This window comes from Virgibacillus kimchii (genome assembly GCF_055379185.1).
The window spans coordinates 1,323,482-1,347,786 of the sequence record NZ_AP043951.1; the positions used below are offsets into that span (position 1 = coordinate 1,323,482).

17 protein-coding genes and 1 pseudogene are annotated in these 24,305 nt (G+C 40.6%); 2 read left to right on the forward strand and 16 right to left on the reverse strand.

Annotated elements, in window-relative coordinates:
* Positions 1-89: 89 nt before the first annotated feature.
* From ACZ42C_RS06800 to citZ, 8 genes and pseudogenes are all read right to left on the reverse strand, one after another.
* Positions 90-542: pseudogene (locus ACZ42C_RS06800) on the reverse strand (DNA-formamidopyrimidine glycosylase family protein); the annotation flags it as partial.
* Positions 543-556: 14 nt separating this feature from the next.
* On the reverse strand, positions 557-3,196 hold the full coding sequence (gene polA / locus ACZ42C_RS06805) for a DNA polymerase I (RefSeq protein WP_461183543.1): 2,640 nt from the start codon (positions 3,194-3,196) through the stop codon (positions 557-559).
* Between the two features lie 371 nt (positions 3,197-3,567).
* A complete protein-coding gene (gene pnpS, locus ACZ42C_RS06810) occupies positions 3,568-4,938 on the reverse strand; it encodes a two-component system histidine kinase PnpS (protein WP_461183542.1) in 1,371 nt (456 codons plus the stop codon).
* Entirely contained in the window at positions 4,935-5,627 is a 693-nt protein-coding gene (locus ACZ42C_RS06815; protein WP_461183541.1) for a response regulator transcription factor, read from the reverse strand. Before ACZ42C_RS06815 ends, pnpS begins: the two co-directional genes overlap by 4 nt.
* Before the next feature lie 199 nt (positions 5,628-5,826).
* Positions 5,827-6,303: a MaoC family dehydratase gene (locus ACZ42C_RS06820; RefSeq protein WP_461183540.1), complete on the reverse strand. Its 477-nt coding sequence runs from the start codon at positions 6,301-6,303 to the stop codon at positions 5,827-5,829.
* Positions 6,304-6,796: 493 nt separating this feature from the next.
* Entirely contained in the window at positions 6,797-7,738 is a 942-nt protein-coding gene (mdh, locus tag ACZ42C_RS06825; protein ID WP_461183539.1) for a malate dehydrogenase, read from the reverse strand.
* Positions 7,739-7,760: 22 nt separating this feature from the next.
* Entirely contained in the window at positions 7,761-9,032 is a 1,272-nt protein-coding gene (gene icd / locus ACZ42C_RS06830) for an NADP-dependent isocitrate dehydrogenase (protein ID WP_461183538.1), read from the reverse strand.
* Positions 9,033-9,106: 74 nt separating this feature from the next.
* A complete protein-coding gene (gene citZ, locus ACZ42C_RS06835) occupies positions 9,107-10,222 on the reverse strand; it encodes a citrate synthase (protein ID WP_461183537.1) in 1,116 nt (371 codons plus the stop codon).
* 363 nt (positions 10,223-10,585) lie between these two features.
* Between citZ and ytvI the strand changes: the two genes are divergently transcribed.
* Positions 10,586-11,692 carry a sporulation integral membrane protein YtvI gene (gene ytvI / locus ACZ42C_RS06840; RefSeq protein WP_461183536.1) on the forward strand — a complete coding sequence of 369 codons (1,107 nt, stop codon included), beginning with the start codon at positions 10,586-10,588 and terminating at the stop codon, positions 11,690-11,692.
* On the opposite strand, the gene ACZ42C_RS06845 is transcribed toward ytvI, so the two are convergent.
* The 5 genes from ACZ42C_RS06845 to accD form a co-directional block, all read right to left on the reverse strand.
* Entirely contained in the window at positions 11,693-12,082 is a 390-nt protein-coding gene (locus ACZ42C_RS06845; RefSeq protein ID WP_461183535.1) for an FxsA family protein, read from the reverse strand.
* A 101-nt stretch (positions 12,083-12,183) separates the two neighbouring features.
* Positions 12,184-13,944, reverse strand: coding sequence for a pyruvate kinase (gene pyk / locus ACZ42C_RS06850; RefSeq protein ID WP_461183534.1), 1,761 nt, complete (start codon positions 13,942-13,944; stop codon positions 12,184-12,186).
* Between the two features lie 29 nt (positions 13,945-13,973).
* The gene (pfkA, locus tag ACZ42C_RS06855; RefSeq protein ID WP_461183533.1) at positions 13,974-14,933 is read right to left on the reverse strand and encodes a 6-phosphofructokinase; all 960 of its coding nucleotides are present in this window, start codon (positions 14,931-14,933) and stop codon (positions 13,974-13,976) included.
* A 179-nt stretch (positions 14,934-15,112) separates the two neighbouring features.
* A complete protein-coding gene (accA, locus tag ACZ42C_RS06860; RefSeq protein WP_461183532.1) occupies positions 15,113-16,069 on the reverse strand; it encodes an acetyl-CoA carboxylase carboxyl transferase subunit alpha in 957 nt (318 codons plus the stop codon).
* Positions 16,066-16,926, reverse strand: coding sequence for an acetyl-CoA carboxylase, carboxyltransferase subunit beta (gene accD / locus ACZ42C_RS06865; RefSeq protein ID WP_461183531.1), 861 nt, complete (start codon positions 16,924-16,926; stop codon positions 16,066-16,068). The genes accA and accD overlap by 4 nt, the downstream gene beginning before the upstream one ends.
* Positions 16,927-17,307: 381 nt before the next feature.
* Here accD and ACZ42C_RS06870 point away from each other — a divergent pair, with 381 nt between their 5' ends.
* Complete coding sequence (locus ACZ42C_RS06870) at positions 17,308-18,537, forward strand: IS110 family RNA-guided transposase (protein ID WP_461183817.1); 1,230 nt, start codon at positions 17,308-17,310, stop codon at positions 18,535-18,537.
* Positions 18,538-18,812: 275 nt separating this feature from the next.
* Here the strand turns inward: ACZ42C_RS06870 and ACZ42C_RS06875 are convergent, their stop codons facing one another.
* The 3 genes from ACZ42C_RS06875 to dnaE all read right to left on the reverse strand — a co-directional run bounded on the left by ACZ42C_RS06875 (position 18,813) and on the right by dnaE (position 24,267).
* Positions 18,813-19,433: a FadR/GntR family transcriptional regulator gene (locus ACZ42C_RS06875; protein ID WP_461180679.1), complete on the reverse strand. Its 621-nt coding sequence runs from the start codon at positions 19,431-19,433 to the stop codon at positions 18,813-18,815.
* Between the two features lie 21 nt (positions 19,434-19,454).
* Positions 19,455-20,693 carry an NADP-dependent malic enzyme gene (ystJ, locus tag ACZ42C_RS06880; RefSeq protein ID WP_461180680.1) on the reverse strand — a complete coding sequence of 413 codons (1,239 nt, stop codon included), beginning with the start codon at positions 20,691-20,693 and terminating at the stop codon, positions 19,455-19,457.
* 229 nt (positions 20,694-20,922) lie between these two features.
* Positions 20,923-24,267, reverse strand: coding sequence for a DNA polymerase III subunit alpha (gene dnaE, locus ACZ42C_RS06885; RefSeq protein ID WP_461180681.1), 3,345 nt, complete (start codon positions 24,265-24,267; stop codon positions 20,923-20,925).
* Positions 24,268-24,305 lie beyond the last annotated feature (38 nt).

Consider the following 24,305-nt stretch of genomic DNA (forward strand, 5'->3'; position numbering starts at 1 on the left):
TTTTAAAGTGAAAAGATCTAATATTACCAACTTTCAAATAAAATATTTTACTTGATTTTTTAATATTATTTTCCTGCAACGCTAGTGAATTTATTTGTAAAGTAGGTAAGTGTAAAGGCTTCATCAAATGGATCCGGACCGAGCGTATTTAACGGCTTATTTAAAAGCTCCTGTCCTTTTGGATAAACATGCATCGTGCCAAATTTGCGGACATCATTATAGCGGAGTTCTTCTCCATCCGTATATTTGAAAATAACATGGGTATGCTTTTTCACCGGTTCATTTGAGTCATGTACACTATACTTTCCTTCCATCCGCAAATGGGAAATGAGTACATAATCATCAAGCTGGAACAATAGAAATTTCCCTTTCCTGGTGATATCCTGTATTGTCTGATTCGTTAACAAAAGTTTAAATTGTTCTATATCATCCGGCTGTTTTATTATTTTTGGCCAATGTACGATGACTTCTTTCATTGTTTTATTTAAAGTTAATTGCTTTAATGTTTCTTTAATCGTCTCTACTTCCGGTAATTCCGGCATTCCCCTCAAACTCCTTACTTAGCGTCAAACCAGCTTTCCCCGTAAGCATAGTCCACCTTTAAAGGGACATTCAGCTGAACAGTCTGCTCCATCATTTCCGGCACTATTTTAATCAGATTATCCAATTCCTGCTTTGGCGCCTCAATGATCAGTTCATCATGAACCTGCAATAAAAGCCGGGCTTGAAGCTTATCATCTTTTAATTTTTCGTATAGATCGATCATTGCCTTTTTAATGATATCGGCGGCACTTCCCTGAATTGGTGTATTCATCGCGGTTCTTTCACCAAAACTTCTCACGTTAAAGTTGCGGCTTGTAATTTCAGGAAGATACCTTCTTCTTTTCATCAATGTGCTCACATAACCGTTTAGTTTTGCCTCCTGTACTATATCATCCATATATGCTTTCACACCGGGATAGCTCTCAAAATAACGTTCAATAAACTGTTTGGCTTCTTTGCGTGTAATACCCAGACTTTGGGACAGACCATAATCACTTATTCCGTATACAATGCCAAAGTTAACAGCCTTGGCCTGTCTGCGCATATTCCCGGTCACTTCTTCTTTTTTTACATGAAAAACATCCATGGCTGTCTGAGTATGAATATCCATATCCTCTTTAAAGGCCTGGATTAGCTTTTCGTCATTAGCTATATGTGCAAGTACACGCAATTCAATTTGTGAGTAATCCGCAGCAAAGATCATCCAATCCTTTTCAGATGGAATAAATGCCTGTCTGATTTTCCGGCCTTCTTCCAGTCTTATTGGAATGTTTTGCAGATTGGGTTCAATTGAGCTTAGTCTTCCTGTTTGCGTCAACGCCTGGTTAAATCGGGTGTGGATTTTATTTGTATCCTTATGGACAACTTTCAACAATCCTTCAATATAAGTTGATTGCAGCTTCCCGAGCTGGCGATACAGAAGTAGCTTAGGAATAATTTCATGTTCTTGTTTCAATTGTTCCAATACATCTGCTGCTGTGGAATAACCTGTTTTCGTTTTCTTGATCACCGGCAGTTCCAGCTTTTCAAATAAAATAGGTCCTAACTGTTTCGGTGAATTTAAATTAAATGTCTCACCTGCCAATTCATGGACTTCTTTCTCCAGGTCACTCAGACGCTGCTTCAAATCCAGACCCATTTCTTCCAATTTCTCTTTATCCACCAGTACACCTGTATGCTCCATATCCCCTAATATTAAAGCAAGCGGCATTTCCAGCTCCTTCAATAATTCGTATTGCTCATTTTCCTTTAACTGTGTTTCCATTTTGTCCTTAAGTTCATACAGTGCATTCGCTTTACGCACGACATGTTCTGCCAGCACATTTTCTTCCGGCAGATTCATTTTTGCCCCACGGCCATAAACTTCCTCATCATACCTGACATCTGTTTTTCCCAATCTGTGACCAATTGCTGGAATGTCGTGGTTATTCTCGGCAGGGTTAAGCAAATAGGAGCTTAACAGCATATCAAACGCAATCCCATTTACATCGATGCCATTTCTTTTTAAAGCAACAACCGTTCGCTTCGCATCAAATACATACTTCTTTTTTGCATCGTCTTCCAGCCAGGCCCGAAATGACGCTGAATCCAATGCGATCTCGGTCGGGATAAATAAAGCATTTTTTTCATTTACCACGCCAATTCCATCTATGTCAGCCTGGTGATAGTTTTCATTCAGCATTTCAACAACTAAGGCGGATTGTTCGGTGAACATATCACTGTTGACTTTATCAACCAGCTTAAATTCAATTTCTTCGAGAACAGCCTCTTCTGTTGTCTCCTCTGAAGAGTCACCTCCGATCCGGCTGATCAATGACTGGAATCCAAGATCCTTAAATATCTCACTCACTTTATTTTGTTCGTATCCGTTAAAAACAGCGTCCTTAATGGTAACAGTAACAGGAGAATTCCTATTAATGGTTACTAATTCCTTGCTCATAAATGCCTCATCTTGATGGTCAGCAAGTTTTTCCTTTAATTTTTTGCCGCTGACTTCATCCAGTCGGTTGTACAATCCTTCCAGTGTTTCAAATTGTTTTAAGAGCTTTACTGCTGTTTTCTGCCCTACTCCGGGTACACCGGGAATATTATCGGAAGCATCTCCCATCAGTGCCTTTAAATCGATAATCTGATCCTGGCCAACCTCCATTTTTCCCTTTAAAAAGTCAGGTGTATACCGGTCCACCTCACTGATCCCTTTTTTAGTTACATGAACTGTAACCGTATCGGAAACAAGCTGTAACAAATCCTTATCCCCGGATATGACAGTGACATCCCAACCATCTTCTTCTGCATTTTTGGAAAGCGTACCGATAATGTCATCCGCTTCATAATTTTCCAGGTCATAATGTTTTATATCAAACGCATCAAGGACTTCTTTTAATAAAGGAAATTGTTCAGATAGCTCAGGAGGGGTTTTTTGTCTTCCACCTTTATATTCTTTATATGTTTCATGACGGAATGTTGTTTTACCAGCATCAAATGCTACCATTATATGCGTTGGCTTTTCCTCTTCCAGAATTCTGAGGAGCATGGTTGTAAAACCATAGACAGCATTTGTATAAACGCCTTTATCATTATTTAAAAGCGGCAAAGCGAAAAAAGCCCGGTAAATAATACTGTTTCCATCAATGAGGACTAACTTATTCGTCATATGTATTTCCCTCCGTTAAAATGACATTTGTATTTATTTTAGCATTACAGATGTTTAAAGTGAAACTTCTTTACATCGGAGCATGGAATTCTGTTCATTTTGTATTTTTTTATCACTGTTAGAATGGAAAATGGGGAGCTCTTAATCAGTATAGATAAGTTTTTTCATTACATAGTGGTGGATGCTTTTCTGTTGAATGGTGAATAAGGAAATGCCTGTACCCATCCCAGGATCCAGTGATGCATGATAGTGCCTGCTCCATATAGCGAGTAATCTTCTATAATCAACTGAATAGAAAAACCGATGGAAGAAAGCTAACATCTCCACCGGATTTTCAAATTCAGTCCCTTATAGTCAGTCTTTTTGATCATTTATTCCTTTGGCAGCAGCACTTTCATAGTTGTTCCTTTATTCGGTTCACTAATAATATCAATTTTTCCTTCATGCAGCTCAACGACATGCTTTACTATAGCAAGCCCGAGTCCTGTGCCGCCGGTGTTTCTGCTTCGGGCTTTATCCACACGGTAAAACCGTTCGAATATCCGTGGAATTGCTTCTCGTTCAATACCAATGCCGGTGTCTTCCACTTCAATCGCAACATGTTCCTCAGTTTCATCTACTGTCAAATCAATTTTTCCTTTTTCAGCCGTATAATTGATAGCATTATCCAACAAATTAATCATGACCTGTTTTACCTTATCTCTATCTGCAAACAGTCGAATTGTATCCGGGACGTCCGCATGGAAGCTGATACCTTTTTCATCTGCTTTATGCTGGATGATTGGTTTCACTTCCTCCGCAATTTTTTTCAGATCAGTTTCTGTTTTTTCCAGTCGGAAATCTTCCCTTTCCAACCGGGATAGAATTAACAAGTCTTCAATCAATACCTGAATACGATCACTTTCATTGTAAATAATCTCCAGGAATTCACGATTCGGTTTGCTTTGATTGGCAGGATCATCAAGCATTGTTTCAGCAAAGCCTTTAATTGAAGTGATAGGTGTTTTCAATTCATGGGAAACGTTCGCTACAAAATCTTTCCTCATTAATTCCAGCTTTTTCATTTCTGTAATATCATAAAGCATAATAACAGCACCTTTTAACATGTTGCGTTCATTAAATATAGGTGCTCCCACTACTTCAATATAAACATGATCAAGACCACGATAGAGAGAAAAAGAATCCTTTACATTTTTTTCATAAAGAAACGTATTTTGTACTGTTTCATGAATGGCTTCACTATCAAAAACATCATAATATAAATAGCCTTTATAGGCTTTCGGCGTGTTCCCAAACATCTCAATAAATTTCCTGTTTACAAAGTGAATATATCCTTTCGCATCCACTAAGACCAGGCCACTCTCCAGGTTATCAATGATGGTGGATAACTGTTCCGAATACATCTTCTCCTGCCTTGATAATTCCCTGAGGTTTCTTCCCAGTGCGTTAATTTTATTGCTTAAATTTCCCACACTGTCATCTCGCGGGTGGTGAAATCTGGCACGGTAATTCCCCTTAACAATTTCATCCACTGTTTTCGTTGCCTTTTGAACCGGTTTAATATATGTATCATAAAAATGAATCAAAAGGATCAGAAATATAATAAAAACCGTTAACAGAACGGCAATAAGAACAAAATAATTATCCACTGACCGGCTCAAAACCAGTCCGGCAGCAGAAAATATTAAAAAAATAAGTATGACATATGAAAATACAGGCTTTTTAAATAATGTCTTCATCATGTTGGTTCCTCCAGCTTATAACCTAACCCGCGTACTGTCTTAATGTAAACCGGCTTTTTCGTATTCGGTTCAATTTTTTCTCGCACATGGGACACGTGTACATCAACAATCCGGGTATCTCCCACAAAGTCATAGTCCCAAACACTGCTAAGCAATTGATCTCTTGAAATTACCTTCCCTATATGTTTTGCAAGATAATACAAAAGCTCAAATTCCTTTCGTGTAAAGGTAATAACTTCATCATTCATTTCCGCTTCATAACGTTCAGGAAAAATAATTAAATCCCCTACTCTGATAGAAGTGAAGTTTCCAGTCGCCTGGTTGTTCGTTCTTCTGAGAATAGCCTTAACTCTTGCAATAACTTCCTTGGGACTGAAAGGTTTCGTCAAATAATCATCTGCGCCAAGCTCAAGCCCAAGTACTTTATCAAACTCATCTCCCTTGGCAGTTAACATTAGGATGGGGATATCAATTTTATTATTCCTCAGTTCCTTGCAGACTTCAAGACCATCCAATTTTGGCAGCATTAAATCAAGGATAATTAAATCATAGCTTTGTGTCTTTGCTTTTTCCACTGCTTCCATGCCGTCATATGCTATATCTGTTGAGTAATTAGCTTTTTCCAGATTATACTTTAATAAAGTTACAATAGACTTTTCGTCATCGACTATTAATATATGATTGGACATATGTTTACCCCGTTTCCCCATTTGTGAAAAACAAATATTATCATCTCTATTTTACAATGAATGATTGATTCTGTGAACATCATTCATTGTAAATAAAAATTTACATTCATAGGAAAACGCCAAAAGCAGCCTTTACTGCCCTGCTGCCAAAGCATAACCCTTGTATATTTTTTTAGGGGAAAACATAAGCACTAAAGGATCAAAAAAAGTTTTCCAGCGAGGTCGCTGTTAATGAATTTGGTCTATAGGGTGGACACACATACATTTTTCCGTTCACAACCTCATCCCCTTCGGTATCAAATCCGTCTACCGAAACAGCAACTTGATGATTCTTTTTATCAATATGGATAATTTCAATACTAAATTTTACTTCTGACTGATGATATACTGGCTTAGGAAATATTAATTCGTGTCGGGTGATGTGGCTTCCCGGTCCGGGCAAATACATCGAAATCATAGATGATAAAACACCAAAAAGCATCACAGATGGCACAATCGGTCGCTCATAGGGGGTTTGAGATGCATAGTCGTGCTGAATATATAAAGGGTTTGCATCGTTCGTCAAACCCAGATACAAAAGCAAATCCCTGTCTTCAATTATTTTTGCTGAAGTATATCTATCGCCCACCTGTAATTCATCAATTTCCTTTCCAAGCTTTCTCTTTTTCCCAATCATTAAACACACCTCCAATTATGTAAGCGTTTACTATTATAACAAATAATTGAACTAGCGGCTATGTTTAGAACTTATGCCAAAAAAAGGCTGGGACATAACATTAGACTCTCGAAGAAAATCCGAAGAAATCCTGGTGATAGAGGATATCACCGCCGCTCCTTGAATATTCTTCGCTTACACCTGGGGCACAAGTGCGACATCTAATCAAACTCCCGTTGGTCATTTTTTTAGTGTCTTTTTTGTCACTGGCCAACTGATGAGCTTCCTTGCCCCGACAAGGGGTATGCCGATGATACCCTGCAGATTCTCATCCATGCTTTAGTAACGCTTCAGCGGTATGGCATCTTCGTAAGAGAATGCATAGCATTTTCAAGGAGTCTCCGTATATTCCCGAAGCCGGGTAAGCGTTTGTTTCGTTTTTTCTCCAATAAAATTAGTCATGTCTCAGCCTAATTTATAAGAGCACGGAACAGGAGGCCCTGTTCCGTGCTCTTTAATTTTTTAGTATGTTTAACACTTTTTTTACGGATTGAGCAGATTTATCCAATTCGGCTTTTTCTTGTTCGGTTAAATCCAGTTCAATAATTTCTTCAATTCCTCCGCCGCCCAGAATGGTTGGTACGCCCAGATATATATCTGAATAACCATATTCACCTTCCAGATAAGCGATGGAAGGAATTACACGACGCTGATCCTTTAAAACCGATTCAGCCATGACTGTAAGAGACGCAGCCGGTGCATAATACGCACTTCCACTGCCCAAAAGTCCGACAATTTCCCCGCCGCCTTTTCGGGTGCGTTCTACAATCGCATCCAGCCGGTCTTTATCGATTAATTTTTCAAGGGGAATCCCGCCAGCGTACGAATAGCGAATAAGCGGAACCATATCATCACCATGCCCGCCGAGAACAAAACCGGTAATATCTTTAACGGATAAATTGAGCTCCTGTGCAACAAAAGTACGAAAACGGGCCGTATCCAATACTCCTGATTGTCCGATGACGCGTTCTTTTGGAAGTCCTGATTCCTTAAAGACGGAATAGGTCATGGCATCAACCGGGTTTGTCAGTACAATAATATACGTTTCAGGAGAATACGTTACAATTTCCCTCGTCACCGATTTCATGATATTGGCATTGGTATTAACGAGATCATCACGGCTCATTCCAGGTTTTCTCGCAATGCCTGCTGTTATAATAACGAGGTCGGATCCCTTGGTGTCCTCATAATTGGACGTACCGTTGATATTGGCATCGAATCCCTGAACAGGGCTTGCTTGCATCATGTCCAGTGCTTTCCCTTTTGTCGGGTCTTCCATATCCGGAATATCTACAAGCACAACATCACCGAGCTCTTTTTGAGCAAGCATTAATGCTGTTGAAGCTCCTGTAAAACCTGAACCGATTACCGAGATTTTGTTTCGCTTTATCGCCATTTGGGATCCCTCCTCCTCCGTATTAACCCATGTTCTTAATTAATTCCGAGCCAAACTCAGAACATTTTACTTCTTTTGCACCATCCATAAGACGGGCAAAATCGTAAGTAACCACTTTAGAAGCAATGGTTGTGTCCATGGAATTAGTAATTAAATCTGCTGCTTCTCTCCAGCCAAGGTGCTCAAGCATCAGTACACCGGAAAGGATAACAGAGGATGGATTCACTTTGTCCATACCCGCGTATTTCGGTGCAGTACCGTGGGTTGCTTCAAAAATGGCATGTCCCGTGTCATAGTTGATGTTGGCTCCAGGAGCTATTCCGATTCCGCCAACCTGCGCTGCAAGTGCATCCGAAATATAATCTCCATTCAGGTTCATTGTTGCTACCACATCAAACTCTTTTGGACGAGTTAGGATCTGTTGCAGGAAAATATCAGCAATGGCGTCCTTTACAATAATTTTACCCGCTTTTTCCGCTTCGTCCTGTGCTTTATTCGCAGCATCTTTTCCTTCTTTTTCTACAATGCGGTCATATTCAGCCCATGTGAAGACTTTATCACCATATTCTTCTTCAGCTACTTCATAGCCCCATGCCTTAAATGCACCTTCTGTAAATTTCATGATGTTACCTTTATGTACTAAAGTAACATTTTTCCGTCCTTCATTTAATGCAAAATCAATCGCGGAACGGACCAAACGCTTCGTCCCTTCTTCAGATACCGGCTTAATGCCAATGCCTGATGTTTCAGGAAAACGGATATTTTTCACATTCATTTCATTATGCAGAAAGTCAACTACTTTCTTTACTTCATCTGTTCCCTTTTGCCATTCAATTCCCGCATATATATCCTCTGTGTTTTCGCGGAAGATTGCCATGTCCACGTCTTCCGGACGTTTAACCGGGGAAGGCACACCACTGTAGTGACGTACAGGACGAAGACAGGCAAAAAGATCAAGTTCCTGGCGTAATGCCACGTTTAATGAACGGAAACCTCCGCCGATAGGTGTCGTCAAAGGACCTTTTATAGCAATTTTGTATTCATCGATTTGATCCAGTGTTTCCTGCGGCAGCCATTCGCCTGTTTGATCAAATGCTTTTTGCCCGGCAAGCACTTCTTTCCACTCTATTTTTTTCTTGCCGTCATATGCCTTTTCGACAGCTGCTTCAATAACTCTTTTGGCAGATGCCCAAATATCAGGACCTGTTCCATCGCCTTCGATAAATGGAATGATCGGATTGTCCGGTACATTCATCTTTCCATTCTGTACAACAATTTTTTCTCCTTGTGCCATTATTATAACCTCCAAATTTCTATAATTCTCTTTCTTTTAAATGAGAATAGCTGATATATCGAGCGATGATATGTTTAGCGATTTTCTATTGCCACATACTCCGGAGATTCCGGTCCGACATATTCTGCACGCGGACGGATCAAGCGGTTATTTGAATATTGCTCCAGAATGTGAGCCAACCAGCCGGAAGTACGGCTAACAGCAAAAATAGGTGTAAACAAATCATGATCGATTCCAAGACTATGATAAACGGAAGCAGAATAAAAATCAACGTTTGCAGGCAGTCCTTTATTTTCTTTAATGTAGTCTTCAATTTTTACAGACATATTATACCATTTGGAATTGCCGGTCAGCTCTGTAAGCTGTCTTGACATCTCTTTCAGGAATTTAGCGCGCGGATCTCCATACTGGTATACCCGGTGTCCCATCCCCATAATCTTTTCTTTATTTTCCAGTTTCTTCTCAATGTATGGTATCGCATTTTCTTCCTCACCGATTTCAGAGAGCATAGCCATTACCTGTTCATTTGCACCGCCATGCAATGGCCCTTTTAATGCACCAATTGCAGCAGTCAGACCGGAATAAACGTCCGATAAGGTTGCCACACAAACTCTTGCAGTAAAGGTGGATGCGTTTAACTCATGATCGGCATGAAGCACCAGTGCCTTGTTAATCGCCTCTACTTCAATAGACTCAGGATCTTTCCCGTTCAGCATGTAAAGAAAGTTCTCGGCGTAGCTGTAATCTTTCTTCGGCTCCACCGGATCCTTCCCTTGTCTGATTCTCGAAAATGCGGTTACAATTGTGGCGATTTTCGCCTGAATACGAATAGCTTTTCGCTTGTTTGCTTCTTCTGTCATTTCATCCGCTTCGTCATCATACAGACCGAGCAGTGAAACCGCCGTACGCAATGCAGCCATTGGATGAACCTTTGATAAATCATAAGAGCGCAAGTGTTCAATAATTCCCTCGGGAATTCTCATGTTTTCTGCCAGTTCAGTTTTAAACGCTTCAAGTTCTGATTGCGTTGGAAGTTTAAGATTCCATAATAAATAGACTACTTCCTCAAAACTGGAATTTTCAGCTAGATCATCAATCTTATAGCCTACGTATGTAAGCTGATCATCAATAATTGAACTAATTGACGACTGAGTTGCAACAACTCCCTCAAGCCCTTTTGCTGCTGTCATAACAAACCCTCTCCTTTTCTCTGAATTGGTTTATGGATGTGAGCCATTTACGACAATAGTGTTACAAAATAGCATAGTCATCCCCAATGCAATTATAAAGTATTATGAATGTAATGTGAATTGAAAGCGATTATTTTTAAGAAGTTTTCTAATAAAATACGGCAATATCCAGCAAATTATGTCATTAAATTTCATACCGCAATATCTCCTGTATCAACCGCTTATTGTATACCGGACTTCTATTTTCCAGCCAAGCCGCATAAGTACATAGTAACATAGATTTATTTTTTATTGCCTGGATATATTTGTATTTTACCATCCATCAGCATAAATCTGTGAAAAGCGTCTTCTGCGGGGGATTGTATGTACAAGCATTTATTCTATCAATCATTGCGTTTCTTTATTGTTATTGCGGTAGTTGCCGGCAGTTATTTCCTCTTGAAACATACATGGTATTTCTTTTTTCCCATAGGACTGGCAATTATTTTTTCCATGTTCCTTCACCCTTACGTGACTTTTATGGAAAACAGATTGAGATTCCCCCGTTTATTGGCAACATTGACGGTGAGCGGATTTGTCTTTATTTTGTTTATCGGTATTCTTATCTTAATGGTAACTGAAATTATCCAAGGCACGATTTTCCTGGCAGACCATCTTCCCGATCATTTTCACCAATTTATTGACATAGTGGAAGAAGTGATTCGAACAAGGATAATTCCCTTATATGAGACAATCCTATCCTTCCTGCATACGTTGGACGCACCACAACAGGAAGCCATAAACGACAGCATACAGTACATATTAAGTCAGGTTGCTGGTTTGGGATCCCAGTTTTTGCAAAGTCTCTTCCTTATGATCCCTGAGCTTTTGACATGGGTGCCGGGCTCTGCCACTGTTGTTGTTTTCATTGTGATAGCTACTATCCTAATAACCAACGACTGGTATAAGCTGAAAGCAGGAGCAGATAAGATGATTTCTCCTTCGATTCAATCATCCGTGATGGATTTAATCCATCATCTAAAAAAAGCACTATCAGGTTTTATGAGAGCACAATTTATCATGATTTTCATCACCATGGTTATCATTTTTGCAGGTTTGTCAATCTTAAAGGTTGAACATGCATTAACGATAGCGCTGCTGGCAGCCCTTATTGACCTGCTTCCATATATAGGGACAGGCATCATATTCATTCCCTGGTCACTCTATTTATTTATTACAGGAAATTATTCGTTGACGATCTCTCTAACTCTTTTATATATGTTCATCGTCATCCTAAGACAGTTTCTCGAACCAAAAATACTTTCATCCAGTATTGGCCTCAACCCCCTGGCTGTAGTCATCGCGTTGTACATCAGTATCCAGTTATGGGGGGTTGCCGGTGTTATTATTGCGCCGATTTTGGTTGTCACCGGTAATGCGCTCTATCAAACCGGAATTTTCAACAAAGTTTGGGGGTTTATTAAAGGGTGACTACCATTTGCGATATATAATCGTATGTTTGTCCATCATCCGTCTGATAAACTTTTCCAAGCTATGTTTAAACATGTTTCTTGTCCCTGGAATTACCAGCAAAAGACCCGTAATATCCGAAATAAATCCAGGTGTAAATAATAATGCTGCTCCAATTAATATACAAATACCGTCAATGATATAGCTTGTGGGTGCTTCTCCCTGTTGCATGGAAAGCTGCGCCTTCTTCCAGGTATCTATCCCCTGCTGTTTTGACAGGTAAACACCGATAACACCGGTCATAATTATAAGAAAAACAACCCACCACGGACCAATCATACCGCCAATCCATATGAACACTCCTATTTCAAACGCCGATAAGACCATGAGTGTCAACAATACCCACCGCATATATTTCCCCCTTTCCCCGATGTACATGCAGGCAAAGAAAGTCTCGGAGCAATTTTGGATGCTTCGTAGCTTTCTTTGCAGATATTGAATATATTCCTTGCTTATAACACCTTCATGTGTCCTTTATAAATGTCTCCTTTAGCTCCATCTATCGTAATATCGTCCCCATCTGAAATGGACTCAAAGACATTCTCTACCCCTACAATTACCGGAATGCCAAGGCTGACACCCACTACAGCAGCATGGGATGTTAACCCGCCTTCCTCTGTAATTATGCCACCTGCTTTTTCAATGGCAGGCATCATATCACGTTCTGTTCCATAAGTGACAAGGATATCCCCTTCTTCAACGGAGTTCAAAGCCTGTTCTGCATCTTTTACGACAGCCGCTCTACCGTAAGCAGTGCGTTTACCAATACCCTGTCCTTTGGCTAATACATCCCCGATCACATGGACCTTCAACAAGTTGGTTGTCCCGCTTTCGCCAACAGGAACACCAGCAGTAATAATCACCCTGTTCCCGTGCTTGACCAACCCTGTTTTTAACCCACTTTCTATAGCAATATCAAGCATTTCATCCGTGGAATCTGCTTTTTTGCCCCGTATGGGATGTACACCAAAAACGAGAGATAGCTGGCGGTTTATTCTATCATGGAATGTAACCGCAATAATAGGTGCGGCCGGTCTGTACTTGGAAATCATTCTGGCGGTATGCCCGCTCTCGGTAGGAGCAATAACTGCACTTACACCAAGGTTCATTGCTGTGTGTGTCACCGACTGACTGATGGCATCAGTAATGGTCATGTCCGTATCTTTGGTCCGGAATTTTAAAATTGCATTATGATCCAGAGCCGTTTCGGTTTTTAAAGCTATATTGCTCATGGTTTGAACAGATTCAACCGGATAATCACCTGCTGCAGTTTCACCGGAAAGCATAATTGCGTCTGTTCCGTCAAAAATGGCATTGGCCACATCCGAAGATTCTGCCCTTGTAGGCCTTGGATTTCGTTGCATCGAATCCAGCATCTGTGTCGCAGTGATGACCGGTTTTCCAGCCAGGTTACATTTTTTTATCAGCTCTTTTTGTACAAGAGGGACATCTTCTGCAGGTATTTCAACACCAAGATCTCCACGCGCCACCATAATCCCATCACTTACTTCCAGGATTTTATCGATGTTTTCCACACCTTCCCTGTTTTCTATTTTGGGTATAATTTTTATATGGGTGGCATTATGTTTTTCAAGCAATTCCTGTATATCAAATACATCAGATGGCCTGCGTACAAAGGAAGCAGCAATGAAATCAACATCCTGCTCAATACCAAACAATATATCGCGGGCATCCTTTTCTGTAATACCGGGTAAATTCACGGATACATTAGGAATATTGACACCTTTTTTATTGGAAATAAAGCCACCATTGATCACTGTTGCTTTTAATTCTCTTCTTACTTTATCAATTTCCGTTACTTCCAGTTCAATTAATCCATCATCCAGCAGAATTCTGGAGCCTTCCTGCACATCCTGTATGATCCCTTCATAGGTTACCGAAAAACGTTCAGCAGTTCCTTCTGCTTCGTCAACCGTAATCGTGACGGTACGATTCTCCTCCAATACAGCCTCTCCGCCTTTAAAATTACCCGTACGGATTTCAGGCCCTTTTGTATCCAATAGGATGGCAACAGTTTTCCCAGTCTTTTCCTCTGCCATCCTAATGTTTTTTATCCGTTCCCCATGCTCTTTAAAATCTCCATGAGAGAAGTTCAGGCGGGCAACATTCATTCCCGCTTCAATGAGCTGTTGTAGCTTATCCACGGATTCTGAAGCAGGCCCTATCGTGCAAACAATTTTGGTATTCCTCATACTTATCTCTCCTCGAAGTACGTGTTGGTTTAGATAGAAAGTTCTTTGGATAACTGATACATATCCTCATCAATATGATGCTTCTTGTTTAGAATTGTTTCTAAGTCAAAGTGGACCAGTCTGTTTTGATGTATTCCCACCATTTTTCCCAATGTTCCTTGCAGCATCAAGTCAACGGCGTAAGCTCCGAGTCTGCTTGCCAACACCCGATCTGATGCTGTCGGGGAACCACCACGTTGTATATAGCCCAAAACTGAAACCCTTGTTTCCAGCTTTGTTTCTTTTTCAATTTTTTTGCCATATTCAAATCCGCTGCCAACCCCTTCAGCAACTACGATAATACTGTGCTTCTTGCCGCGTTCATGCCCCCTGAGAATTCTCTCAATTACTTCATGAAATTCATCAGGTTTCTCCGGTATAATAATACTTTCTGCTCCATCGGCCAATCCAGCCCACAAAGCCAAATCACCTGCATCTCTTCCCATTACTTCAATAATATAGGTTCTTTCATGGGATGTCGCTGTATCCCTGATTTTATCAATTGCCTCAATGATTGTGTTCAAGGCTGTATCAAACCCTATCGTAAAATCAGTTCCGTAAATGTCATTATCGATCGTCCCGGGGACCCCAATGCAGGGAAGGCCTTTTTCCGTCAGTTTCTGAGCAGCACGAAAACTACCGTCACCGCCAATAATTATCAGGCCTTCAATGCCATACCTTTTCATTTGTTCGATCCCTTTTTGCTGACCTTCTTCTGTCTTAAATTCTTCACTTCGGGCAGACTGCAAAATCGTACCACCTCTGTGGATAATATCCCCTACAGATCCGAGCTCCATTTTTTCTATGGCACCATCCATGAGCCCTTGAAAACCAGAGCGGACGCCGTATACTTCCACCCCATGGTAAATAGCTTTTCTGACGACTGCGCGTATGGCTGCATTCATACCAGGTGCGTCACCGCCACTCGTTAATATTCCAATTTTTTTCATTTTTTTCACCTCTGGTTGTTCAGTTTTTCCGTTTAAATAACTTATATACCAAAGATAAATCTAACAGGAAAAAATAGCAATCAATAACATTACAGCACCGTCGGATTTCTTGTTTTTTAAAAAAATAACTCAGTTACATAAGAACTGAGCTGAAGTTTATATTTTATTTTAAGTCATCTTTACAGACTTTTATAATCACCAATTTTCTTATACTTTTGCCACCGTTTTTCCAGTAGCTCATCCGCCGATAATCCGGTTAATTCCGTCAGCGACTGATTCAGCACGTGATCTATATGTGCTGCCTGTTCTTCCACATCCTGATGTGCACCACCCTTTGGCTCAGGTATAATCTGATCAATCACCTGCAGCTCTTTTAAGTCGTAGGCAGTAATCTTCATCGTCTCAGCTGCCTGCTGCGCAAGTGATGCATCCTTCCATAATAATGCAGCTGCTCCCTCGGGTGAAATAACGGAATATGTAGAGTTCTCCAGCATATGAATATGATCTCCTACACCAAGCGCAAGCGCCCCGCCGCTGCCTCCTTCTCCGATTACGATACAAACCACCGGTACCGTAAGTCCTGCCATTTCCATGAGATTACGCGCTATGGCCTCGCTTTGCCCTCTTTCCTCTGCTGCTCTTCCGGGATAAGCACCTTTTGTGTCAATAAAACATACAATCGGGCGTTTGAATTTATCAGCCTGTTTCATATGGCGGAGTGCTTTTCGGTAGCCTTCCGGATGAGGCATGCCGAAGTTCCGCCGGATATTTTCTTTCGTATCCTTTCCTCGCTGATGGCCGATGACAGTAATTGGATTTCCTTTGTAATAAGCGATACCGGATACAATAGCTTCATCATCTGCATATGATCGGTCCCCATGGAATTCAATAAAGTCGGTAAATAATTCCCCAATATAGTCCAATGTAGTCGGCCTCTCCGGATGCCTGGCCATCTGCACCCGATTCCATGGCTTAAGATTCCCATATATATCATCTTCAAGAACAGCCAGTCTTTCTTCCAGGGTTTGAATCTCCTCGGTTAAATCAATATCACTATCTTTTGTATATCGTTTTAATTCTTCAATTTTCTTTTTTAAATTCACAATCGGTTTTTCGAATTCAAGCACATGCTTCATTCCTGATACCCACCCTTCCTGTGCATATGGAGCAGGGTTGTCAGCGTTCCCTTTAGTTCATGCCTGTGAATAACTTTATCCAATTGACCGTGCTTTAATTGAAATTCAGCAGTCTGAAAATCATCCGGCAATTTTTCACGGATTGTTTGTTCAATAATACGTCGGCCTGCAAACCCAATTAATGCACCTGGTTCAGCAAAGTTATAATCACCCAGTGAAGCAAAGCTCGCAGAAACACCACCCGTAGTCGGGTGTGTCATCACCGTGATCAACAGGCCGCCTGATTCACTGAATCTCTTTATCGCCATTGATGTTTTTGTCATTTGCATCAGACTTAATACACCCTCCTGCATTCTTGCACCGCCGGAAGCTGTAAATATAATAAATGGCAATTTCTCCTCTTTTGCTTTTTCAATTGCCCGGGCGATTTTCTCACCAACAACCGATCCCATGCTCCCCATGCGAAAGCTGGAATCCATCACAGCAACGGCTGAGGCTTGTCCATTCATGATGCCCTTACCTGTGACAACACCTTCATTCAGCCCTGTCTTTTTACGGTCCTTTGCCATCTTTTCCTCATATTCAGGGAAATTAAGAGGGTTTCCCGTAACCAAATTCTTATCCCATTCTTCAAAGGTATTTTCATTAAATAAACTTTCAATCCTGTTCCACGCAAGTAAAGGATGGTGATAATTACAGTTTGGGCAAACCTGCAAATTTTTGTTCATTTCTTTCCGGTAATAAATCTTATGGCAGGAATTGCATTTTTGCATTAGCCCTTCCGGAACTTCTGTTTTTGCCTGTTCACCAGGAATAGATGCATATTTTCTTCGTTTGCCAAAAAAATCCTTAAGCAAGATAACTCCCCCTCGTATAGTATATTTAGGCCCATAATTTTGAGCCTATAAGATTCTTACTTTTATAAAAATATAGTCAAATCTCTTGGATGTCCTGAGATATTTCTAGATAATGGTCTTAGGATCATTTGGGACAATTCTTTTCCCCCTTGTGGCTCGACCACATTAGAAAGACTGTTTCCCAGTGTACGTGCGGACCTTCCTACTCGCAGGCTGTGCACCCTGATTATCGAACCTGGATGGTAGTAGCTCTAGGGCGGCTTTCGAATCAGGGATAGTACTTATACACGAGGTTGTTGATCGACGTTCACACTAGGGATATCTCAGGGCGTCCAAGAAATAAGTACCAATGATTCTAAATCGAAAGGAGGAATTCCCCCCATGAAATTATTTGTTGGTCTAGATGTTAGTTCTTTTGATATTAAGGTTTGTTTTCTAAATGGTGAAGGAGAGAAACTTCGTTCCTTCACAGTATCCAATGATTTGCCTGGTGCCACTGTTTTACGTGATTCTATTTTAGAGTATATACAAAGCCAAAAAAGCCATTTGATTAAAATTGGTCTTGAATCTACTTCAGTTTATAGCTTTCATCCATCCATGTTTTTACATAATGATGAAACGCTTAAGGCACTTGGTACAGAAGTATTCGTTATGAATCCCAAACAGATTGCGAACTTTAAAAAGAGTTACAGTGATATGGACAAAACGGATGAAATTGATGCGTTTGTCATTGCCGATTATTTACGCTTTGGGCGTTTGCCAATGTCTGTTGTTAAAGAGCAGCAGTATGTTGCGCTTCAACAACTTACTCGCTCTCGTTACCAACTCATCCGTCAAGTAACTAAAGAAAAACAACACTTTCTTCAGCACTTAAGTTTTAAATGCAACACCTTCACAGAGGAAGTGGAGTCTTCTGTCTTCGGCAATGCCATGATGGAGCTGTTTTATGAGAAATACAGCCTTGATGAACTGGCGCAAATGCCAATAGAAGATTTAGCAGCATTTCTTCAAGAGAAAGGCAGGAACCGCTTTGATGATCCAGAGTGTGTAGCTAAATCAATCCATAAAGCTGTTCGTTCTTCCTATCGCCTAGATAAGGTTGTAGAGGACTCTATAGACATCATTCTTGGCACTACTATTGAGGTCATAAGGACTCTTCAAAAGCAAGTAAAAGAGATTGATAAAGCGATCAAGCGAATTATGGCTGGATTACCTCAAACACTTCAAACGGTACCTGGTATAGGTCCAGTATTTACAGCAGGCATTATCGCTGAGATTGGGCAGATAGACCGTTTTGAAGGTGAAACAAAAATCGCAAAGTATGCGGGCCTTTATTGGCGTAAACACCAATCAGGGCGCTTTACGGCTGATGATACTTCGCTATCACGTAATGGTAATCAGTATCTCCGATATTACTTAGTTGAAGCCGCCAACCGGGTAAGAAGAGAGATTCCTGAATACCAAGTGTATTATGAAAAGAAGTATCGAGAAGTACCGAAACATCAACACAAAAGAGCCCTCGTTCTAACCGCAAGAAAATTAGTGCGTTTGGTGGATGCGCTACTACGTAATCACCAAATCTACACGCCGAAAAGGAGCGTGAATATATGAAGCTAAATTGCTTCTAATATCCTTTGTGTTATTTCCAGTAATTTACATTATTTTACTGGTCTAGTTTCTTGATGCCTTTTTTAAGCAAATTGAACCTTGACAATTAAATAATTTAACATTTTTCTCTTGACATACTACCGCAGGTCTTTTCCAGCACCACCAAGGCATATCAAGTCAGCGGAATCTGGCAATATCAGCTAGTTATACTTTACCGAATGCCTTTTGAAAATGGTGTCAAAACAAGTCGATGAAAAAAATATTGTCCCCTTCATGGATCATCTGAATGTTTTTTCAAATAAAGGTTCAATCTTTCCATAGTCCCTGCTGCTGTATATATTCATTAAATCCTTGAAAAAATCCGTCGTATAAAACTGTGAATCCACCGTGCCGGAAAACTCATCAATGAGCTGCCATATCTTTGCGAGCAATTTGTTATCTGTCAGATTGACAAGATAATAGAAAAACTCCCTTTGTTTGTCCTTCGGCTCCATCATCGTAAAATTGCTGATCTTTTCCAATTCTTTTATATTCTTCTCCACCAATTTGGGATAAGCAAGCTTAGCAGCTTCTTTTTCCAGAAGCTGCTTCACTAATATTAAATCATTTCTGGTATTATGGTCCTGCAATACAAACGAAGCAAGAAGCTCTACTGTTTTATAGGGTCGGTATGTCCGTAAAAAAGTTCCTTCTCCATGCTTCGTTTCAATCAAACCCAATAATTCCATCGCTCTTAAAGCTTCTCTTACGGATGACCTGCCACGTTTCAGTTTTTCGGCCAGTTCCCTTTCCGAAGGGAGCTTATCTCCCGGTTCCAGTTGATTGTTTTCAATAAATTTGCGGATTTCCAGAAGAACACCCTGGTATACTTTTTGTTTAGGCGACATGGACACAGCCATGGTTCACTCCTTTAAGTCAAACTAGTCATTTTCAATTTGTGTTAATTGCCTTGTTTTTTCTGCAACCTCTTCCGGGTCCACTTCTATTCTGGCAACCCCTGATTCCATTGCCGCTTTTGCAACACTTTTGGCAACAATCGGGGCTACCCTCGGATCAAATGGAGCCGGAATTACATAATCTGCGTTCAGCTCTTCATTGGAAATGAGCGAAGCAATCGCATGGGCGGCAGCAACTTTCATCTGTTCGTTAATCCTGGTGGCCCGTACATCCAACGCTCCACGGAAAATACCCGGAAATGCCAGTACGTTATTTACCTGGTTGGGGAAGTCGGATCTCCCTGTTCCAATTACTTTCGCACCTACTTCTTTCGCATCTTCCGGCATAATTTCCGGTTCCGGGTTTGCCATTGCAAAAATAATCGGATTCTCATTCATTTTTGCTACCATTTCCTTTGTTAAAGCTCCCGCAACGGATACGCCAATAAAAACATCTGCACCCTCAAGTACTTCGTTCAAGCTTCCTTTTTGATTATGAACATTCGTATAATCTGCCACTTTTTCTTTTACATCATTCATGCCCTCGGGACGCCCTTTGTAAATGGCACCTCTTGAATCACACATAATCATATCGCGGACTCCAAAATGATATAAAAGCCTGATAATAGCTATCCCCGCAGCCCCAGCTCCACTCATCACTACTTTTATATCGGAAAACTCTTTTCCTGTAAGTTTCAAGGCATTGATTAATCCAGCAAGTGTGACAATCGCGGTTCCATGCTGGTCATCATGAAAAATAGGGATGTTCGTTTCTTTTTTCAGACGGTCTTCAATGATAAAGCAGTTTGGTGCGGCAATGTCCTCCAGATTGACACCGCCAAAGGTTGGTTCCATTAATTTTACCGTATTTACAATTTCATCAATATCATGGGTATCCAAACAAATCGGAAAAGAATCTACTCCGGCAAAACTTTTGAACAATACGGATTTTCCTTCCATGACCGGCAAGGCTGCTTCCGGCCCAATATTTCCAAGCCCCAGCACAGCAGATCCATCACTCACTACTGCCACCATATTTCCTTTCATCGTGTAGTCATACACTGTGGATTTGCGGTCATGAATTACTTTGCACGGCTCTGCCACACCGGGTGAATAAGCCAGACTTAAATCTTTAGCATTGCGAACCGGAATTTTTGAATTCGTTGTTAATTTCCCTTTATTTACTTTATGAAGATGCAATGCTTCGTCTCTTAAATTTGCCATTTCTTACCTCGCTCCTTTGCCATGAAAAAGTAAAATATCGGCTCATTTTTTCATTAATAATAGTTTTTTTAACCTTTTAAACATTCTCAGTCAATCGCATTTGAATTGCAAGTCTAAAGCACTCATATAAGAAATTTTTTATTTCCCCGGTGGTCAGACCACCCTTAACTTCTCCATTATAACAGATCCATCCTTTGTGTAAAGAATGGATCCAAGGTTTGTTTCAACTTTATTCAATCTTTGCTTTCTGCAATACAACGGCGTCTTTTCCGAACTGTTTACGCAATGCTTGCAGGCAATCAAATGCAGGATCAATAAAATAGTCTTCCTTTAACCGATAGGTTTTTCGGCTTTTTTCATCAAAAAGAATAATAGGCGTTTGTCCCGGGTATTGATACGCCACTTTTTTTATAATACGGATGCTATCAGCCTGTTTATTATTCGGCAGTTTGATAAATAATCTTTGACTTACGGTTTTTACAAGCTTTGCTGAATCAAACAGTTGAACATCAGATAACAGCAGCTGCATTTGATTGTTTCTGCTTTCAGGCTTTCCTTTAAACATAATAAGATTCTCTTCCTGAAACAGTTGTTTGCCCGCACGGTAAAGGTCAGGGAAAACCACTGCTTCCATTTCATCCGTTTCATCACTCAGCGTAAGAAATGCCATTGGATCACCACGTTTCGTCCGTATCGTTTTTACTTTATCGATAAAGGCCGTGCTTTTCTGTTCTTTTCCTCTCTGATGCTGTTTGGCATGTCCCAATGTAATATAACCGTTCTCTCTTAATCTGAGTCGGTAACTCTCCAAAGGGTGACTTGAAATATAGATTCCGAGAAGCTCTTTTTCATCAGCAAGCTTTTTAACATCAGTGAAGTCCTCCATTTCAACATAGCTTGTTTCCAATTCCAGCTGATCCCCGAACAGATTGGGCTGATCCTGAAATTCCCTGAATAACTCCCCCTGTTCAAGGGCAGGATCTATCGAGGCAAGCAGGCTTGCCCGGTTTGGTTGCAGTTCATCAAACGCCCCGGCCATAATTAACAGCTCAATCGTCTGTCTGTTTACAACACCGAGGGAAACACGAAGACAGAAATCGGACAAATTTTTAAACCGGCCATTTTTTCGTACCCGGAGTATTTCCTGTATGGCTTTATTGCCAACGCCTTTGATGGATAATAATCCCATTCGGATTCCATCTTTCTCCACTGCATATTTACCAAAGCTTCTATTGATCGAAGGCGGTTTAAAAGGTATGCCCAGCTCTTTCACTTCCCGCCTGTACTGTTGAACTTTATCATGCTGATTTGCCACGGAACTGAATAATTCCGCAAAGAAATGAGCAGGATAATGGGCTTTTAAATAGGCCAGCTGATAGGAGATGATACTATAGGCGACTGCATGACTTCGGTTGAAACCATAATTCGAAAATTTTACAATCCAGGCAAATATTTGCTCTCCCACACTTTTTTCATAGCCATTACGCATACAACCGTCTATAAATTTCTCTCTTTGATCGTCCATTACCGCCTGTTGCTTTTTGCTTACTGCGCGACGTAATAAGTCTGCTTCTGCCAGACTGAAACCTGCCATCCGATATGCAATCTGCATTATCTGTTCCTGGTAAACCAAAACACCATAGGTTTTCTCCAGTACTTCAGCAAGATCCGGATGAGGGTAATTCACCTGTTCCTCTTGATGTTTGCGTTTAATATAAATCGGAATATTTTCCATCGGGCCAGGTCGGTACAACGCATTTACTGCTACCACATCTTCAAATTCCGTCGGTTTTAACTGTTTGAGTACATTTTGCATCCCTTGTGATTCGAGCTGAAATATCCCATTCGTTTTCCCGGAGCGCAGTAATTGGTATGTTTTATCATCAGACACGGGTATTTCATGTAATAAAAGCTTTTTCTTTGTGGAAAAATAAATCGATTGGACGGTTTTTTCCAAAAATGTTAAGTTACGGAGTCCCAATAAATCTATTTTCAATAAACCCAAGGCTTCCAGATCATTCATGGAAAATTGGGTTAAATTGCTCTCATTCGCTCCCATCGTTAAAGGCACCAGTTCCACAAGCGGGTCTTCCGTAACAACAATACCTGCCGCATGGGTGGATATATTCCTTGGTATGCCTTCGAGCTTTATGGCTATGGCAATCAGCATTTTTAACTTACGGGATTGTTTAATATACGCTTTTACATCCTCATCAAATGCTGTGACCATTTCCGCAATTTGTTTATTTGGGAAGGAAGCCGTCTGTTTTAATATGAAATTGGCATCGTCCGGGTCGATGGCGAGTGTTTTTATCAGTTCACGTATGATAGATCTGGCTGCGAAAGTACCAAAAGTTATAATTTGGGCTACATGTTCCTCCCCATATTTTTTCCGTACATAATCTATTACTTCATCACGGCGGATATCGGAAAAATCGACATCAATATCCGGCATAGTCAAACGCTCCGGGTTCAGAAATCGTTCAAATAATAGATCATATTTGATTGGGTCCACATCCGTAATCCCCAGGACATACGCCGTTAAAGATCCAGCAGCAGATCCTCTACCGGGACCTACAACAATGGATTGTTCTTTGGCATAATTGATAAAGTCAGCCACAATAAGAAAATAATCGCTGAACTGCATGGACCGGATGACTCCGAGCTCGTATTCCAATCTTCCGCTAATTTCCGGTGTTATATTTTCATAACGCTTCTTGAGGTTTTTCCTGCATATGTCCTGCAAATAGTCATAGGCATCCAAGCCATCAGGCACAGGGAAAGAAGGCAGCCTCCTTTGATTGAAATCAAAGGATACATGGCAGCGGTCTTTGATCCGCTCTGTTTCTTCCAATAATTCCGGCCAGTCGGAAAAAATCTCCATCATTTCTTCACTTGAAGCTAAATGGCGATCAGGACTATTTGCCGGCTTTCTTTCCGGTTCCCATGTTACTCCCTGTTTCATTGCCTGCAAACAATCATAGGCCGTGTAATCATTTTCATTTAAATAACGGACATCGTGGAGTGCAGTTAATCCGATGTTCAACTTTTCAGTATGTGATTGGAGCTTTTCCAGCATGTCCTTTCCCTGTTTCATCTCCTCGGCAGTTACACCTATATACGAATCGGCAAATAACTGATGCTGCTTTTCCAGAAAGGAAATAACGGAAGTTTTATCCACGTTTCCCAATTCGGTTAGTAAAGTATGCTGAAGCGGAAAAATTGCAATCAGATGTTCTGTATTTATTTTTATCTCTTCCATGTCCAGTTCTTTTTTTTCGTTTCGATTAATATATGTACTGATTTTAACCAGCTCTTTATAACCAGTATTATTTTTTGCCAGCAATATGCATGTCTGGTCTTCTGTAAGAAGTACAGTCATACCGATGATGGGCTTCATATTATTTTTAATGCATGCTTTATAAAAAGGAATTACACCGTAAAGAACGTGCTCATCAGTGAGTGCAAGCGCGTCAAGGTTCAATTCCTTTGCTTTTTCAATCAGATTATCGATTTTAATCGTACTTTTCATGATACTGTAAGCACTTCGGATCTGCAGATGTGTAAAAGACATGACTGTCCCGCCTTTTAAAAGAAATAAATTCTTACTCC